17 protein-coding genes are annotated in these 16147 nt (G+C 54.9%); 7 read left to right on the forward strand and 10 right to left on the reverse strand.

Features of this window, described 5'->3' with window-relative positions:
- Window positions 1-70 precede the first annotated feature (70 nt).
- A complete protein-coding gene (locus MMW58_RS15515) occupies window positions 71-958 on the forward strand; it encodes a LysR family transcriptional regulator (RefSeq protein WP_241721553.1) in 888 nt (295 codons plus the stop codon).
- Between the two features lie 189 nt (window positions 959-1147).
- Window positions 1148-2611: an L-asparagine permease gene (ansP, locus tag MMW58_RS15520; protein WP_241721554.1), complete on the forward strand. Its 1464-nt coding sequence runs from the start codon at window positions 1148-1150 to the stop codon at window positions 2609-2611.
- Between the two features lie 57 nt (window positions 2612-2668).
- On the opposite strand, the gene MMW58_RS15525 is transcribed toward ansP, so the two are convergent.
- Together MMW58_RS15525 and yncE are read right to left on the reverse strand one after the other, a co-directional pair.
- Complete coding sequence (locus tag MMW58_RS15525) at window positions 2669-2890, reverse strand: YgdI/YgdR family lipoprotein (RefSeq protein ID WP_041145366.1); 222 nt, start codon at window positions 2888-2890, stop codon at window positions 2669-2671.
- 142 nt (window positions 2891-3032) lie between these two features.
- Entirely contained in the window at window positions 3033-4094 is a 1062-nt protein-coding gene (gene yncE / locus MMW58_RS15530; RefSeq protein ID WP_095097576.1) for a 7-bladed beta-propeller protein YncE, read from the reverse strand.
- A gap of 260 nt (window positions 4095-4354) precedes the next feature.
- Between yncE and pqqU the strand changes: the two genes are divergently transcribed.
- Both pqqU and rihA (MMW58_RS15540) read left to right on the forward strand, forming a co-directional pair.
- Window positions 4355-6466 carry a TonB-dependent receptor PqqU gene (pqqU, locus tag MMW58_RS15535; protein WP_241721555.1) on the forward strand — a complete coding sequence of 704 codons (2112 nt, stop codon included), beginning with the start codon at window positions 4355-4357 and terminating at the stop codon, window positions 6464-6466.
- 260 nt (window positions 6467-6726) lie between these two features.
- A complete protein-coding gene (rihA, locus tag MMW58_RS15540) occupies window positions 6727-7662 on the forward strand; it encodes a pyrimidine-specific ribonucleoside hydrolase RihA (RefSeq protein ID WP_241721556.1) in 936 nt (311 codons plus the stop codon).
- A 138-nt stretch (window positions 7663-7800) separates the two neighbouring features.
- Here the strand turns inward: rihA (MMW58_RS15540) and MMW58_RS15545 are convergent, their stop codons facing one another.
- A complete protein-coding gene (locus tag MMW58_RS15545) occupies window positions 7801-8301 on the reverse strand; it encodes an Imm70 family immunity protein (RefSeq protein ID WP_241721557.1) in 501 nt (166 codons plus the stop codon).
- A 298-nt stretch (window positions 8302-8599) separates the two neighbouring features.
- On the opposite strand from MMW58_RS15545, the gene rihA (MMW58_RS15550) reads away from it, so the two are divergent.
- The gene (rihA, locus tag MMW58_RS15550; protein WP_241721558.1) at window positions 8600-9535 is read left to right on the forward strand and encodes a pyrimidine-specific ribonucleoside hydrolase RihA; all 936 of its coding nucleotides are present in this window, start codon (window positions 8600-8602) and stop codon (window positions 9533-9535) included.
- A 496-nt stretch (window positions 9536-10031) separates the two neighbouring features.
- On the opposite strand, the gene MMW58_RS15555 is transcribed toward rihA (MMW58_RS15550), so the two are convergent.
- The 6 genes from MMW58_RS15555 to MMW58_RS15580 form a co-directional block, all read right to left on the reverse strand.
- Window positions 10032-10367, reverse strand: coding sequence for a hypothetical protein (locus MMW58_RS15555; protein ID WP_133599894.1), 336 nt, complete (start codon window positions 10365-10367; stop codon window positions 10032-10034).
- A 1548-nt stretch (window positions 10368-11915) separates the two neighbouring features.
- Complete coding sequence (locus MMW58_RS15565; protein ID WP_241721559.1) at window positions 11916-12317, reverse strand: hypothetical protein; 402 nt, start codon at window positions 12315-12317, stop codon at window positions 11916-11918.
- Complete coding sequence (locus MMW58_RS15570; RefSeq protein ID WP_241721560.1) at window positions 12314-12622, reverse strand: hypothetical protein; 309 nt, start codon at window positions 12620-12622, stop codon at window positions 12314-12316. The genes MMW58_RS15565 and MMW58_RS15570 overlap by 4 nt, the downstream gene beginning before the upstream one ends.
- A gap of 141 nt (window positions 12623-12763) precedes the next feature.
- A complete protein-coding gene (locus MMW58_RS30210; RefSeq protein WP_256464558.1) occupies window positions 12764-12895 on the reverse strand; it encodes a hypothetical protein in 132 nt (43 codons plus the stop codon).
- Window positions 12896-13049: 154 nt separating this feature from the next.
- Entirely contained in the window at window positions 13050-14087 is a 1038-nt protein-coding gene (locus MMW58_RS15575; protein WP_241721561.1) for an NADP-dependent oxidoreductase, read from the reverse strand.
- A gap of 64 nt (window positions 14088-14151) precedes the next feature.
- A complete protein-coding gene (locus MMW58_RS15580; RefSeq protein ID WP_241721562.1) occupies window positions 14152-14727 on the reverse strand; it encodes a helix-turn-helix domain-containing protein in 576 nt (191 codons plus the stop codon).
- A 204-nt stretch (window positions 14728-14931) separates the two neighbouring features.
- Here MMW58_RS15580 and MMW58_RS15585 point away from each other — a divergent pair, with 204 nt between their 5' ends.
- Complete coding sequence (locus MMW58_RS15585) at window positions 14932-15450, forward strand: GNAT family N-acetyltransferase (protein ID WP_133599898.1); 519 nt, start codon at window positions 14932-14934, stop codon at window positions 15448-15450.
- The gene (locus MMW58_RS15590) at window positions 15447-15896 is read left to right on the forward strand and encodes a DMT family transporter (protein WP_133599899.1); all 450 of its coding nucleotides are present in this window, start codon (window positions 15447-15449) and stop codon (window positions 15894-15896) included. Before MMW58_RS15585 ends, MMW58_RS15590 begins: the two co-directional genes overlap by 4 nt.
- A gap of 8 nt (window positions 15897-15904) precedes the next feature.
- On the opposite strand, the gene MMW58_RS15595 is transcribed toward MMW58_RS15590, so the two are convergent.
- The gene (locus MMW58_RS15595) at window positions 15905-16138 is read right to left on the reverse strand and encodes a YdcY family protein (RefSeq protein ID WP_133599900.1); all 234 of its coding nucleotides are present in this window, start codon (window positions 16136-16138) and stop codon (window positions 15905-15907) included.
- Window positions 16139-16147 lie beyond the last annotated feature (9 nt).

A 16147-nucleotide genomic window follows, 5' to 3' on the forward strand; every position in this document is an offset into this window, starting at 1 on the left:
GCGCGGGGCCGCGATTAGACTGCGAAATCAGAAAGGAACCATGAGCTAAATTCATTAATCCGGAAAAACGATGCTTAAAGACAATATTAACGACCTGCTGTCGTTTATGGTGGTGGCCCGCGAGCGCAGCTTTACCCGCGCTGCCGCCCAGCTTGGCGTTTCTCAGTCGGCGTTGAGCCACGCCATGCGTAATCTGGAGGCCCGGCTCGACGTGCGCCTGCTGACCCGCACCACCCGCAGCGTCGCGCCTACCGCGGCGGGAGAGAGGCTGCTTCAGCGCCTCGGCCCGCATCTGCAGGAAATTGAGCAGGAGCTCAGCGCGCTGCGCGACACCCGCGAGCATCCGGCCGGCAATATCCGCCTGACCGCCGGCGAGCACGCGGTCAGCGCCGTGCTCTGGCCGACGTTGAAACCCTTTATGCTGCAGTATCCCGACATTAATATCGAAATTACCGTTGATAACGGCCTGACCGATATCGTCGATGGACGCTTTGACGCCGGGATCCGCCTCGGCGAGCAGGTGGCGAAGGATATGATTGCGGTGCGGATCGCCCCCGATATGCGCATGGCCGTCGTCGGCTCTGCGGACTACCTCGCGCGCTTCGGCACGCCGCAAACCCCCTATGAGCTCGAACGGCACCGCTGCATTAATATGCGTTTACCGACCCTCGGCGGCATTTATGCCTGGGAGTTTGAGCAGGAGGGGCGCGAAGTGCGGGTACGCGTTGACGGACAAATCACGCTAAACAGCCTTCCTCAGCGTATAGATGCCGCCGAATCCGACCTCGGGCTGGCCTATGTCCCGGAGGATTCCGTCTCCGAGGCTCTCACCGACGGACGGCTGATAAGGCTTCTTGAGGCGTGGACCCCCTCCTTCACCGGCTACCATCTTTATTACCCCAGCCGCCGCCAGCACACCGCCGCCTTTTCTCTGCTCGTGGACGCGCTGCGGCGTTGAACCCATTGATATATAAGCAAGTGCGGTGCAAACATGTTTTACGTGCGTCACTATCACGTTGCGTGTAGGATGCTGCGCCATGCTCTGCTTATCTCCTACGTCAGAATGATGAGAAAGCCAGCATAACGTGCTGCCACTCGGCGGTGCGAGGAACCACTCATGGACATTGACAGGAAAATGGGTACATCAATGAATACAAAACACAACGCCGCGGCCGAGCATCAGGCCGCAAAACGTCACTGGCTCAACTCGCAGGAGTCGGGTTACCACAAGGCAATGGGCAACCGTCAGGTGCAGATGATCGCCATTGGCGGCGCAATCGGTACCGGTCTGTTCCTCGGCGCCGGCGCGCGCCTGCAGATGGCGGGGCCCGCGCTGGCCCTGGTGTATCTGGTCTGCGGCCTGTTCTCCTTCTTTATCCTCCGCGCGCTGGGCGAACTGGTGCTGCACCGGCCCTCCAGCGGCAGCTTCGTCTCCTACGCCCGCGAATTCCTCGGTGAAAAAGCGGCCTACGTTGCCGGCTGGATGTACTTTATCAACTGGGCGATGACCGGCATTGTCGACATCACCGCCGTAGCGCTGTATATGCACTACTGGGGCGCCTTCGGCGACGTTCCGCAGTGGGTGTTCGCCCTCGGCGCGCTGGCGATCGTCGGCACCATGAATATGATCGGCGTGAAGTGGTTTGCCGAAATGGAGTTCTGGTTTGCGCTGATCAAAGTGCTGGCGATTGTGGCATTCCTCGTGGTCGGCACCATTTTTCTCGGCAGCGGAAAACCGCTGGACGGCAACACCACCGGCTTCCACCTGATTACCGATAACGGCGGCCTGTTCCCGCACGGCCTGATGCCGGCGCTGGTGCTGGTGCAGGGGGTGGTGTTCGCCTTTGCCTCCATCGAACTGGTCGGCACCGCCGCCGGGGAGTGCAAAGAGCCGCAGACCATGGTGCCGCGCGCGATCAACAGCGTGATCTGGCGTATCGGCCTGTTCTACGTCGGCTCCGTGGTGCTGCTGGTGCTGCTGCTGCCGTGGAACGCCTATCAGGCGGGGCAAAGCCCGTTCGTCACCTTCTTCTCGAAGCTCGGCGTGCCGTACATTGGCAGCGTGATGAATATCGTGGTCTTAACCGCGGCGCTCTCCAGCCTCAACTCGGGCCTGTACTGCACCGGGCGCATTCTGCGTTCGATGTCGATGGGCGGTTCCGCACCGCAGTTTATGTCGAAGATGAGCCGCCATCAGGTGCCTTACGCCGGGATTCTGGCGACGCTGGCGGTCTACGTCATCGGCGTATTCCTCAACTATCTGGTGCCGTCGCAGGTCTTTGAGATCGTGCTCAACGTGGCTTCGCTGGGGATTATTGCGTCGTGGGGCTTTATCGTGGTTTGCCAGATGCGGCTGCGTAAAGCGATTAATGAAGGAAGAGCGGCGGAAGTAAGCTTCAAAATGCCGGGCGCGCCGTTTACCTCCTGGCTGACCCTGCTGTTCCTGCTCAGCGTGCTGGTGCTGATGGCCTTCGATTATCCGAACGGCACCTACACCATTGGTTCAATTCCGCTGATTGCGGTGCTGCTGGTCGCCGGCTGGTTTGGCGTTCGCCGTCGCGTTGAGGCGATTCATCGCACCGCGCCGGGTGCTCAGACGGCGCAAAAATAGCGCTACTGCGGTTTGGCCGAAGCCGGTCAAACCGCATTTTTCAACGACGATCCAGACTTAGTTATCTTTAACCAGCTGCGAAACGTCGCTGCTGTTAATTTGACGCTGGTTGCCCGATTCGTCGGTGTAGCTGGTCATGCCGGTATCTTTATCCAGCTGTGGCTTGCCGTGGGTCACGATGGTCTGCCCACTTTTCGTTGTCATCACATAGTTTGAAGTACAGCCCGCCAGTAAAGCCAGCATCGCGCCGGCGCACAGAACCATAAATGGCTTATTCATATCGTCTCCAGAATGATTACCCATCTCCCGCAGCAGGCGGGAAAGCGCTGATTGTAAAGCCATTAGGTTAATACGGCTAACAGGTGTTTGTAACAGAGGGTGATTCAGGCGAGCAGGAGGGGTCACCCCCTCCTGTAAATCTTTACAGCGCGATGCGGATAACATCATCCGGCTGAGTGGCTTCTTTCTGACGGGTTGATTCCTGCTTCACGCTGACGTACAGCGTTTTACCGTCGGCGGAGAGCGCGAGGCTGTTAGGATAGGTTGGCGTTTTAATGGTTTTGACGACCTTGTAGGTTTTACCGTCGATCACGCTGACTTCGCCGGCCTTACGGTGGGTCACGTAGGCTTCATTGCGGGTCGGGTTGAACAGCACTGCCAGCGATTCCGGGGCGGCGATTTTCTGCAGCACTTTGCCGTCGCGCAGATCGACCACCAGCACTTCCGGCTGTTTGCTGTCGGTGATGAAGGCGCGATGGCCTGCGGTATCGAGGCTCAGGTTCAGATAGAAGTGCTCCTTACCGTCATCCTGCAGCTTTTTACGGCTCAGAATTTTGTTGCTGTCGCTGTCGATAGTCAGCAGCTCACCGTCGGCGTTGGTGGTGTAAATGCGCTTCGCGTCAGCATCAACCGCCAGCCCGGTCGCCATCGCGCCGGTATTGGCAATGGTATCTTTCAGGGTCAGCTTGTCGCCATCAACCACCCAGATAACGCTCTCTTTACCCAGTCCGGTAATATAAACGGTGTTGGTCTTCTCATTCACCGCCAGCTCGCGCGGCGCCAGCGGACGCACGGTTTCGCTGCGCTTGCGGTCGTCAAGCACCAGACGGCCTTTTACCGCGCCGGTTTTGGCGTCAATCGCGGTGACGGTGCTGTCGGTGGTGTTGCCAAACCACAGCGTCTGGGTGGCGTTATTGATCGTCGCGCCGAACGGCTTCAGGTCGTTATGGATAACCTGAGTCACCTCCAGCGTCGTCGGGTCGAGGCGATAGACGATCCCGCCTTTATCCAGCGAACGACTTTGCGAAGTCGCGACCCATAGCGCATTTTCCTGCTGGCTATAAGCCATCTCGTATGCGCCCTTTCCAACCGCCTTGCGCAGCATTTCTTCTGCCGCGTGAGCGCTGAAGCTCCCCGCCAGCAGCAGTGAAGTTAACAACAGTGAACGGCGCAGACGCGGCGTGGACAGATGACGTAATGACATGACGACTCCCTTTGATAAAACAAATATGTGCCTGCTCGACAGTGCTTCCGTGGCGTAAAGTCATGGCTTTACGCTATTTTATAAATGCGAATAGTAATCATTATTTAACGCAAAGTGGAGCGTTAATTGCGCTCGCGGGCGAAAAAAATAGCCAATAGTTGCCATTATTTAACTAAACTTCCGTTAATAATTTTCAAAAAATTACAAAAGAGTTAACATATGGAGATATGTTCCGTTTGGTTCGTTTTGCGAGTGTTTCCATGAAAATCCTTTCCGTGCGCACGGTTGCGCTTCCCGCCCTCCTTTTGCCGCTGGTCGCTATGGCTCAGTCCAGCCCTGAAGGCGAGCAGACAATGGTCGTTACCGCTGCCCCAACGACGGTCTCCGAACTCGATACTCCCGCCGCCGTCAGCGTGGTCAACGGCGACGAAATGCGCCAGGCCGCGCCGCGGGTCAACCTTTCCGAGTCGCTGGGTGCGGTACCCGGCCTGCAGGTACAAAACCGACAGAACTACGCTCAGGACCTGCAGCTCTCGATTCGCGGCTTCGGCTCTCGCTCCACCTACGGCGTGCGCGGGCTGCGGATCTACGTTGACGGCATTCCGGCCACCATGCCCGACGGCCAGGGGCAAACCTCCAATATCGATATCGGCAGCGTAGAGTCGCTGGAGGTTCTGCGCGGGCCCTTCTCCGCGCTGTACGGCAACTCCTCCGGCGGGGTGATTAACGTCACCAGCCAGAGCGGCAGCCAGCCGCCGACCATCGAAGCCAGCAGCTATTACGGCAGCTTCGGTACCTGGCACTACGGCATGAAGGCCACTGGCGCCGTCGGCGACGGTACCCACGCCGGGGACGTCGATTACACCGTGTCGACCAACCGCTTCACCACTCACGGCTACCGCGATCACAGCGGGGCGCGGAAAAACCTCGCCAACGCGAAGCTTGGCGTGCGCATCAACGACGTCAGCAAGCTGACGCTGCTGTTCAACAGCGTGGATATCAAAGCCAACGATGCCGGCGGCCTGAGCTACGACGAGTGGCAGAATAACCCCCGCCAGTCGCCGCGCGGCGATCAGTACAACACCCGCAAATCGACCAAACAGACCCAGGCCGGTTTACGCTACGAGCGCCAGCTGAGCGAGCGCGACGACCTGAGCGTGATGATGTACGCCGGCGAGCGTGAAACCACGCAGTATCAGTCGATTCCGCGCGCGCCGCAGCTTAACCCGAGCCACGCGGGGGGCGTGATTGACCTCACCCGTCACTATCAGGGTATCGATACCCGCTGGACCCACCGCGGCGAGCTGCTGGTGCCGGTGACCTTCACCACCGGGCTTGATTACGAAACCATGAGCGAGCGCCGCAAAGGGTTTGAAAACTTCGTGATGGCCAACGGCGCGCCGCAGTACGGCGAAGAGGGCAACCTGCGCCGCAACGAACGCAACCTGATGTGGAATATCGACCCTTACCTGCAGACCCAGTGGCAGCTGACGGAGAAGCTCACCCTCGATGCCGGGGTGCGCTACAGCTCGGTGTGGTTCGATTCAAACGATTACTACATTACCCCGGGCAACGGGGACGATAGCGGCGACGCCAGCTACCACAAATGGCTGCCGGCGGGTTCACTGAAGTATGCGCTGACCGATGCGTGGAACGTCTACGCTTCCGCGGGCCGTGGTTTTGAAACGCCGACCATCAACGAGCTCTCCTACCGCTCCGGCAACCAGGGCGGCCTGAACTTTGGCCTGCAGCCCGCCACCAACGAGACGTTTGAAATCGGCAGCAAAACGCGGATCGGCAACGGCCTGTTCACCGCCGCCCTGTTCCAGACCAATACCGATAACGAGATTGTGGTTGACGCCAGCAGCGGCGGACGCACCAGCTATAAAAACGCCGGCAAAACCCGCCGTCAGGGGATGGAGCTGGGGCTGGATCAGCAGTTCGCTGAGAACTGGCGCCTGAAGGCCGCCTGGACCTGGCTGGACGCCACCTACCGGACCAACGTCTGCGATGACGCCAGCTGCAACGGCAACCGCATCCCGGGGATCGCCCGCAACATGGGCTACGCCTCGTTTGGCTATCAGCCGGATCGCGGCTGGTACGCGGGCAGCGATATTCGCTATATGAGCAATATCATGGCTAACGATGAGAACACCGCAAAGGCGCCGTCATGGACCGTCGTTGGGCTCACCAGCGGCTATAAGTGGAGCTACGGCAACATGGATATGGACGTTTTCGGCCGTATCGATAACCTGTTTGATCGCAGCTACGTCGGGTCGGTGATCGTTAACGAGTCCAACGGCCGCTACTACGAACCGGCGCCGGGACGTAACTACGGCGTTGGCCTCAACCTCGCCTGGCGATTTGAGTAACACGCCGCAGCCGCCGCCCGGGATAACGCCGGGCGGCGGCGTTAATGTCCCCATTACGGCCACGGCCTCATTGTCCTGCGTCGCCCCGGCAAGCGCGGAACGGGCGAGAAGCCAGCGCCCGCCAGCCCGCAGTCGGGAAAATATTCTTCCCTCCTGCCTTCATAATGCGGCGTTCATCACGCTTTGTTTTATCCTCTCTCGTCTGTTGTGCTCCCTGGCGTTACCCTTATCACAAATATCGCCCATAAAAAGGAGCCGCTATGGCACTGCCAATCATCCTTGATTGCGACCCGGGTCATGATGACGCCATCGCTATCGTTCTCGCCCTCGCCTCACCCGAACTGGACGTCAAAGCCATTACCTCCTCCGCCGGCAACCAGACGCCAGAGAAAACCCTGCGTAACGTGCTGCGCATGCTGACGCTGCTGCAACGCCAGGATATTCCGGTGGCCGGCGGCGCGCGTAAGCCGCTGATGCGGGAGCTGATCATCGCTGACAACGTTCACGGCGAAAGCGGGCTCGACGGCCCGGCGCTGCCGGAGCCTGATTTTGCCCCGCAGAACTGTACCGCCGTCGAGCTGATGGCGAAAACGCTGCGTGAAAGCCCGCAGCCGGTGACGATTGTCGCCACCGGCCCGCAAACCAACGTCGCCCTGCTGCTGAATAGCCACCCGGAACTGCACGACAAGATCGCGCGCATCGTGATGATGGGCGGCGCAATGGTGCTCGGCAACTGGCAGCCCGCCGCCGAGTTTAATATCTACGTCGACCCGGAAGCGGCGGAGATCGTCTTCCAGTCGGGTATTCCGGTGGTGATGGCCGGGCTGGACGTCACGCATCGGGCGCAGATTCATGATATGGATATCGAACGTTTCCGCCAGGTCGGCAACCCGGTGGCCACCATCGTTGCCGAGCTGCTCGACTTCTTTATGGAGTATCACAAGGATGCTAAATGGGGATTCACCGGCGCCCCGCTGCACGACCCCTGCACCATCGCCTGGCTGCTGAAGCCGGAGCTGTTCACCTGCGCTGAGCGCTGGGTAGGTGTGGAAACCCAGGGGAAATACACCCAGGGCATGACGGTGGTCGATTATTACTTCCTCACCGGCAAGCAGCCGAATACCACGGTGTTGCTGGATGTCGACCGGGAGGGTTTTGTCGACCTGCTAGCCGAGCGGCTGGCGTTTTATGGCTGAATTTAAAACTCGGAGGAATGGACTGACAATACAACTCGTAAGCGGCTGAAAATATTAAATTCAAGGTTAAGGCCGGTCTCTGGATTCCAAAACAACCTTTCCCCGCAGCAGACTGCGGGAAAAGGTTACACTGAGTAATCACCTCTTCCAGAAAGGAAGATCTTCATCCGTCAGCCGGTCAAATTCCTCAACGGGTCTCTTACTGTCTTCAATTGCATAGGGTATCTCAGCTCGCCCCAATAGCATGGGAACAAATTCGCCAAAATCATCATAAAGAAAAAGAGTCATTTCATAGGCAGTATTGAATCCTTTGAAAAACCCACCAAAAAAAGATGCCAAATCAGTAGATTGGGTTTCCCAGGCCGTTTTATCCTTATCAACGCCAAACATGGAATAAAACGCATTATCCATGGGAAGTCTGGAAAGTCTTGATTGTATCTCATCCATTTCTAGCTTTGCTGTTTTTATCTCATCAAAATTCAGAGCTTTTTTATATAGCTTTAACATAACCACAGGATAGTTAGCCCCCCAAAGCCCCTGCTCAAGACTTTCAGAGACTGTTGAAAAAAAAAGCTCAACATCATCTGGGGAACCCAGCCCATATATCGTTGCTGCACCTAAAAGACCAATTCTATTCATTTCTCTATAAACCTTATACTTGAGGCTTTAATTATTCCGTTTGATTTACTGTTGATGTCTTTGAGAATTTTACGTCGAATTTCATCTGTCAATATCTGCCCTCTGACATCTATAACAACCTCCTGCACCATTCCCAGGGGTAAGTGCACCTGGCGTGCGATAGCCTGTTCCGAGACTTTGTTAATCAACCCATTAAGATTCGTGGAGATATTATAATTTTTCACCTCTACTGAACTCAGTTCTCCGAGAACATAGTCAGGTCTGACACTACCAGATATCGCCCATAAAAGGAGCTACTATGGCACTGCCAATCATCCTTGATTGCGACCCGGGTCATGATGACGCCATCGCTATCGTTCTCGCCCTCGCCTCACCTGAACTTGACGTCAAAGCCATCGCCTCCTCCGCCGGCAACCAGACGCCGGAGAAAACCCTGCGTAACGTGCTGCGCATGCTGACGCTGCTGCAACGCCAGGATATTCCGGTGGCCGGCGGCGCGCGTAAGCCGCTGATGCGGGAGCTGATCATCGCTGACAACGTTCACGGCGAAAGCGGGCTCGACGGCCCGGCGCTGCCGGAGCCTGATTTTGCCCCGCAGAACTGTACCGCCGTCGAGCTGATGGCGAAAACGCTGCGCGAAAGCCCGCAGCCGGTGACGATTGTCGCCACCGGCCCGCAAACCAACGTCGCCCTGCTGCTGAACGGCCACCCGGAACTGCACAACAAGATCGCGCGCATCGTGATGATGGGCGGCGCGATGGTGCTCGGCAACTGGCAGCCCGCCGCCGAGTTTAATATCTACGTCGACCCGGAAGCGGCGGAGATCGTCTTCCAGTCGGGTATTCCGGTGGTGATGGCCGGGCTGGACGTCACCCATAAGGCGCAGATTCATGATATGGATATCGAACGTTTCCGCCAGGTCGGCAACCCGGTAGCCACCATCGTTGCCGAGCTGCTCGACTTCTTTATGGCGTATCACAAGGATGCTAAATGGGGATTCACCGGCGCCCCGCTGCACGATCCCTGCACCATCGCCTGGCTGCTGAAGCCGGAGCTGTTCACCTGCGCTGAGCGCTGGGTCGGCGTGGAAACCCAGGGGAAATACACCCAGGGCATGACGGTGGTCGATTATTACTTCCTCACCGGCAAGCAGCCGAATACCACGGTGTTGCTGGATGTCGACCGGGAGGGTTTTGTCGACCTGCTAGCCGAGCGGCTGGCGTTTTATGGCTGAATCAAGGTGCTGCAAGACGTTAAGAATTGCGATACTGCCTTCTGGATAAAGACGAGCCGACCGGAAGCGTCGGCAGTTTGCAGAGTATCAGGCGATGAGTTTGTCAGGCGCAGGTCCTGTCTGTCGTTCGTCAATGACCCTGACTTTGATACCTCTATCAGAGCGTTAATTTCAGTATCGTGACCTATAAACAGCGTTTATGCGGCCTATATTCAAGAATAACGGCTCCGAAGACCCGTTACGACTGACGGTATATCAGGTCCGGTCTTCATAGCCGTTCTCGTGCATCCAGACTATGCCACCAGGGCATTTTTAGGAAAAAATATACTCTGTGAGCACACTACCCCGTCGCATAACCACTCTGAGGTTGTTTTTTATACATATCGATATCAGTTATGTGTAATGACCGCTATTTTCCGGCCACTTGAGAAGTATCACCACACATTTATTTACACTAATGTCAACCCCCCCATGAAATGGGGGCGAAGAATTTACTCTACTTTATCACTGGCCCGAGCCATTCCAGCTTTTCCCTCATGCTTTCAGGAACTAAAGAGAATAAAGTTGAAATTCTCTTCAATTGATGCTCGTATAAGAAACTTTTCTTTTCACTACAGTCCTCATAGTACCAGCGAGCATTTTTATTTAAAAAACAAATATCCAAATCATTAAAATCATCATACTTCAACAGCAAATAAAATTCATGTATAAGCTGAGATTCATAATATACAGACCTATCCATTGCTTTAAAAAAAGCGCCATGAGTGGACACACTTCTTATTTGCAACAAACTCCCCTGAAGGATGCCTAAGTATATATCTTTTTTTCCCATAACATGATCCCTTGTGTAGTTTCCCTTGAGGGATACCTCAAGGGAATTGTTTATTTTATCATTGGACGTGATTCAGAAGCACCCACATAATTCGCATTATACGTCCACGTTCCATTTTTAATCAATTGTTTTATATACTCTGAATTACCGGTTTCATTATAGTATTCAACAGCAGCAACCATGCGATGATTTCCATCAGATACATAGTATACCTCTTTTTTATCTATATAGCCGCTATTACCCCCTTTTCTGGGACAAGTGGAAATGTATTATTTCGCATCTGATTCTTATAGACATCGACTTCTCTCGTTTTCCTAAACCAACTTGTGTACTTCTTATATACGCTGGAACACCTTTCTGTGAAAGGATACCGACTTCAGTAAGATATTTTCCAATAGCAGGGACAACATACTTAGCTGCCCCCATCCTGTGGCCCACATTGCGGCATCAGCCAGAGCCTCTTTTCCCCATAATTTTAATCCACAGCCTGTGCCAGCGGTCCATCCACAGGTATCAAATCTGTCAAATACATTTTCCCCCATCTGCCGTTACTGTCCGGTAATATCAAACCCAATCTGAATCCCCAGCTCTCTGTAGCCAGTAGCTCCAGATATTCAGGCCAGCATTTCATTAATACAGTCTCCGTTGTCGGTAACCCTGCAGCTTTCAAATTTTTGCTCATTTTGAGCAGACAACTGTGCCATTTATTTCACAACAGCTGCTTCTTTTACAGCCAGCCAGTTTTTTCTCCATTCTGTCGGGCTCATCATGCATCAGAAAATTATATCGCAGCACATTTTCTGCAGACGCTGCAACTGTCGCTCCTGCTCATTCAGTGGAGCATCGGAGTTTGTTGGCGATCCCTGTATCATCGCCTGGCTGCTGAAGCCGCAGCTGTTTACCAGCGTTCAGCTGTCAATATTTTTTTGAGAAAAGAGAATGGGTACAAGAAAATATTGAAATTATTCCAACACCTGGACATACAGACAGCAGTGTTTGTTTTTACGCCAAATCCCCGTCTGGAAAAAATCACCTTTTCACGGGCGATACCACCTATATGAAAAATGGGGTCTGGGAGTCACGTATAAACAGCTCAGATGGCGGTTCCCAGGCTGCACTGGTTAAGGGTCTGAAACGCCTTAAGGCGCTGGCTTCGGCCATGGTGATTTCAAGTGCGTCTGTGGGTTCGCAGGCGTTCAGAGAAATCACGGCTCAGGAATGGCGAACTGCCGTGGATGAACCCACCAGGCAATACCGATAAATTTCAATACAAACGATTAATTATGTCATTCTCGTGCGTTTTCGTTCCATTGCCCCTCAACCCCCTGTACCAGCGTACGGCCCACAGGATAATGTCACGCTGAAAATGCCAGCCTTTGAATGGGTTCATGTGCTGCTCCGTCAGCAAAAGGAGATGATAAGTTTATCACCTCCTTTTGCCACAGTGTCCCTAGTATTGCCTTTCTGTTAAATGATGCATTTTACCTATCCCCTCAGACATGTATCATTCTTTTTTAATACATCTTTCAACAGCGGATAAAGTTAATATTAGTTATTAAACAGATCATGCCAATTAGAACCTTTTCCGTTCCTCGGCTCATAATATTTATCTACATCAATTGATATCCATTGCCCGTTATCTTCCACACTCAACTCTTTTACAAGGATACTTACTTCACCTGTTAGATTATCTTTTTCTAATACACCTTTCAACTTTACATGATGAAATAATCGCGTCTTTCCCCCGCCATACAAGCTGACATTAGCTTCCAGATTATCAGACAGGTTTTTATTTTTAACAGCAATGGAAGGACTCGTAGTAGTATAATCATCACCATAATCCAATCCAATAATATAAAGGTCACCATCATCCAGATAAACAATGTAACCCTCAAATGTTATTTCTTGCTCATCAAGCGAAAAAAGAGTTAATTCATTTATATTTTTCATTTCAATGTCACCCCATTAAAATTCATCGCTTTTTCAAGAATATCTGCACGTATGCCAGTCGCACCATTAAAAGGATCTCTAATATCACCATTTTTATCAGGTGGAATGATGGTAAAAACCTCTGATTCTTCATGTATATATTCAGATATAGAATCAAGTATATGTTCGACGGAGTCTTGTTTTAAAAGAACAGAAGGTAGCTCCCCCCAACAATCATTAACAAAAACACCAACTCCCCCATTTTTGTCCATGCCAAACCATGTATATACAATACCAAAACCAGGTTTCCATCCTGTACTAGTCATTTTTTAACTCCATTGGGCCATACTGTTTCACATTTTTTGTAAGCACCAACAATGTACCCTGCTTTAAATCCCTTATTAGCATTATAATTGCAGCGACCATCGTTTATTAAACCTTCCATATACTGTGCACGCCCTGTCTCTTTAATTTGGTAACCGGTACTCCACTGCGCCACCTGATAAGCTTTTTCGTACGACACTTTTATCATTAAGTACATCTCTGATAAAGCCTTCTGCAGCAATAAAAATATCCATTAAAAATTCAATATTGCGCATTAGCGCTCATCTGAACAGACCAGCATCGCGCCACAAGATGCGTCGCTTAAGCTACGAATTCATGATTGGGGAAGAGTAGTAAAGCAGGGAGTTAACGAAGGGATGCGCCTTGCAGATCCTCGCCCCGGCGCTCGGCGGCGCCGGGGCATAAGCGTTACTCGTTCGGCGAAACCCGGACCACGACCTTACCGAAGTTCTCGCCCTTCAGCAGGCCGATCAGCGCACGCGGGGCGCTCTCCAGCCCGTCGATTTGCTGCTCGCGGTACTTAATTTTACCTTCCTGCACCCAGCGCCCCATCTCCTGCTGGAACTCGGCGATACGGTGGCCGTAATCCTGGCCGATAATAAAGCCCTGCATCCGAATCCGCTTTTTCAGCAGCGTGCCCATCAGCAGCGGCAGACGGTCCGGCCCGTCGGGCAGCGCGGTCGCGTTGTAGCCGCTGACCAGGCCGCACACCGGCACCCGCGCCGAGGTATTGAGCAGCGGCAGCACCGCATCGAACACCTTGCCGCCGACGTTTTCATAATAAACGTCAATGCCCTGCGGGCATGCCTGCGCCAGCTGTTCGGCAAAATCAGGTGCCCGATGGTCGAGACAGACGTCAAAGCCCAGCGTCTCAACAGCGTAGCGACACTTCTCGCTGCCGCCGGCAATCCCGACGGTGCGGCAGCCTTTAAGCTTAGCAATCTGCCCTACCGTTGCGCCCACCGGCCCGGTGGCGGCGGCGACCACCAGCGTCTCGCCGGCCTTCGGCTGTCCAATATCCAGCAGCCCCATATAGGCGGTAAAACCGGGCATGCCCAGCAGGCCGAGCGCCCAGGACGGATGCTCCGGCTGCGCGCCCAGCTTCACCAGCCCGCTGCCGTCGGACAGCTCATAATCCTGCCAACCGCCGTAGCCCAGCACCCACTCCCCGGGGGTAAAGTCAGCATGATTTGACGCGACAACCCGGCTCACCGTACCGCCCACCATCACCGCGCCGATGGCGACCGGCGGCGAGTAGGACGGCGCATCGCTCATGCGGCCGCGCATGTAGGGATCTAAAGAGAGAAACACGGTGCGAAGCAGCACCTGTCCCGGGCCCGGCGAGGGCACATCGCCCTCTTCCAGACGGAAATTTTCCCCGGTCGGCTCGCCGTGTGGACGAGAAGCCAGCACCCAGCGACGGTGACGTTGCGAATTAAAAGCCATAGCAAACTCCTCTTTTAAAGACCTGTACTGAGGCTAGCCGCAATTATCCCCGCCTGCATTGGCATTATGAGGCAGATTGATTCAGCCTCACGACCAGATAGATGCAGGAAGTGGCGGATTCATTGATAAAACGGCAGTCGTTCGGTGGCCCCAGCTCCAGGCAATCTCCCGCCTGCATTTCATGGCGCGTGGTGCCTTCGACAAACACCAGCTCGCCCTGCTGCAGCCAGATCAGCTGGCGCGCCAGGGCATAGGAGGCCGCGGGCATCGGGACATCGCTGCCGGCGGGAAGCTCCACCTGCACCAGATCGATAGGCAGATCGCTGCGCGGCGAGACGTGACGGCGCAGATAGTGGCTCTGCGGATCGCGCCACACCGGCTGGTTGGCAAAGCGCAGCAGCTTGCCTTCCTGCATCTCCGCCCGGGCGATCAGCGTCGACATGCTGATGCCAAAGGCGCCGGAGAGACGCCCGAGCATCGACGCCGTCGGGCTACTCTCACCGCGTTCGATTTTGTGGATCATCGCCCGCGACGCGCCGGCCCGTTCCGCCAGCTCGCTCAGGGACCAGCCTCGGGACTCCCGTTCGATGCGAATGCGGGCGCTAATGCGCTGATTAATGTTGTCTTCGATAGTATTCATAGCGTAGTACTATAGTGTATGAAATGCGGCGTAACAAGGTGGTGAAAGTGAAGCTGTTCTACGGTGCTGGCTCCCATAACTCCGCCTGACGCCGCACCGGCTGGCGTACCTTAGTAAAAAATTTTGCCTAAAACAGATGACAGCGTTGCGTACATTATTGTAATAATGTCGTACTACTATAGTGTACGAAACTTGAGGTTTGCTATGACCATCCGCTATGCCTGTAAAGAGGATTGTGCGGCGATTGCCGGGATCTACAACCATGCGGTGCTGCACACCGCCGCTATCTGGAATGATAAAACCGTCGACACCGATAACCGTATTGCCTGGTTTGAAGCCCGCCAGCTGGCCGGTTTCCCGGTGCTGGTAAGCGAAGAGGACGGCGTGGTGACTGGCTACGCATCGTTTGGCGACTGGCGCACCTTCGACGGCTTTCGCCATACCGTCGAGCATTCGGTCTACGTGCACCCCGATTACCAGGGAAAAGGGCTTGGCCGCACCCTGCTTGTGGCGCTGATTAATGAGGCCCGTCGCCTGAAGAAACACGTGATGGTCGCCGGCATTGAGGCGCAGAACCACGCGTCGCTGCATCTCCATGAAACCCTCGGTTTTGTGACCACCGGCCAGATGCCGCAGGTCGGCACCAAATTCGGCCGCTGGCTGGACCTGACCTTTATGCAGCTCCAGCTCGACGATCGCCGCGATCCGGATCCCGAGGCATGAATCAGTCGCTGACGCTGGCCTGCCTTATCGCCGCCGGGATCGGGCTGGTGGTACAGAATACGCTGATGGTGCGCATTACCCAGTCCGCTTCGACAATCCTGATTGCGATGCTGCTTAATTCGCTGGTCGGGATTGTTATTTTCGTCACCATTTTGCTCCTGCGTCACGGCGCGGCGGGCGTTCATGAGCTGGCGGTTAGCGTGAAGTGGTGGACGCTGATTCCGGGCCTGCTGGGGTCGTTTTTTGTCTTTGCCAGCATCAGCGGGTATCAGAACGTCGGCGCGGCGACCACCATTGCGGTGCTCATCGCCAGCCAGCTGGTCGGCGGCCTGATCATCGATTTAGTGCGCGCCCACGGCGTGCCGTTTCGCGCGCTGGTGGGGCCGTTTTGCGGAGCGGTCATGCTGGTGATAGGCGCCTGGCTGGTCGCCAGACGCCAGTTCTGACGCGGATATCAGAGGATCGAGCCACCTTTGGTCAACTGCTCACGCCGCCCTTCCTGCTCTTCCTGGTGCTGGCGTCCGTGATGCGCAATGGTGGTGCGTAGACGCTGCTGCTGGGTATAGCGATCGTCGCGATCGAGTTCAGCGTCATCGCTCAGTTCGATCAGCAGCTCATTCATATGGGTAATCACCCCTTCGGCAATCGCCGCGTCTACGCGGGCGATAACCTCATCCAGATGTGCCATCCTGCTCTC

Source organism: Klebsiella sp. HC6 (genome assembly GCF_022605325.1).
Classification (GTDB): Bacteria; Pseudomonadota; Gammaproteobacteria; order Enterobacterales; family Enterobacteriaceae; genus Klebsiella; species Klebsiella terrigena.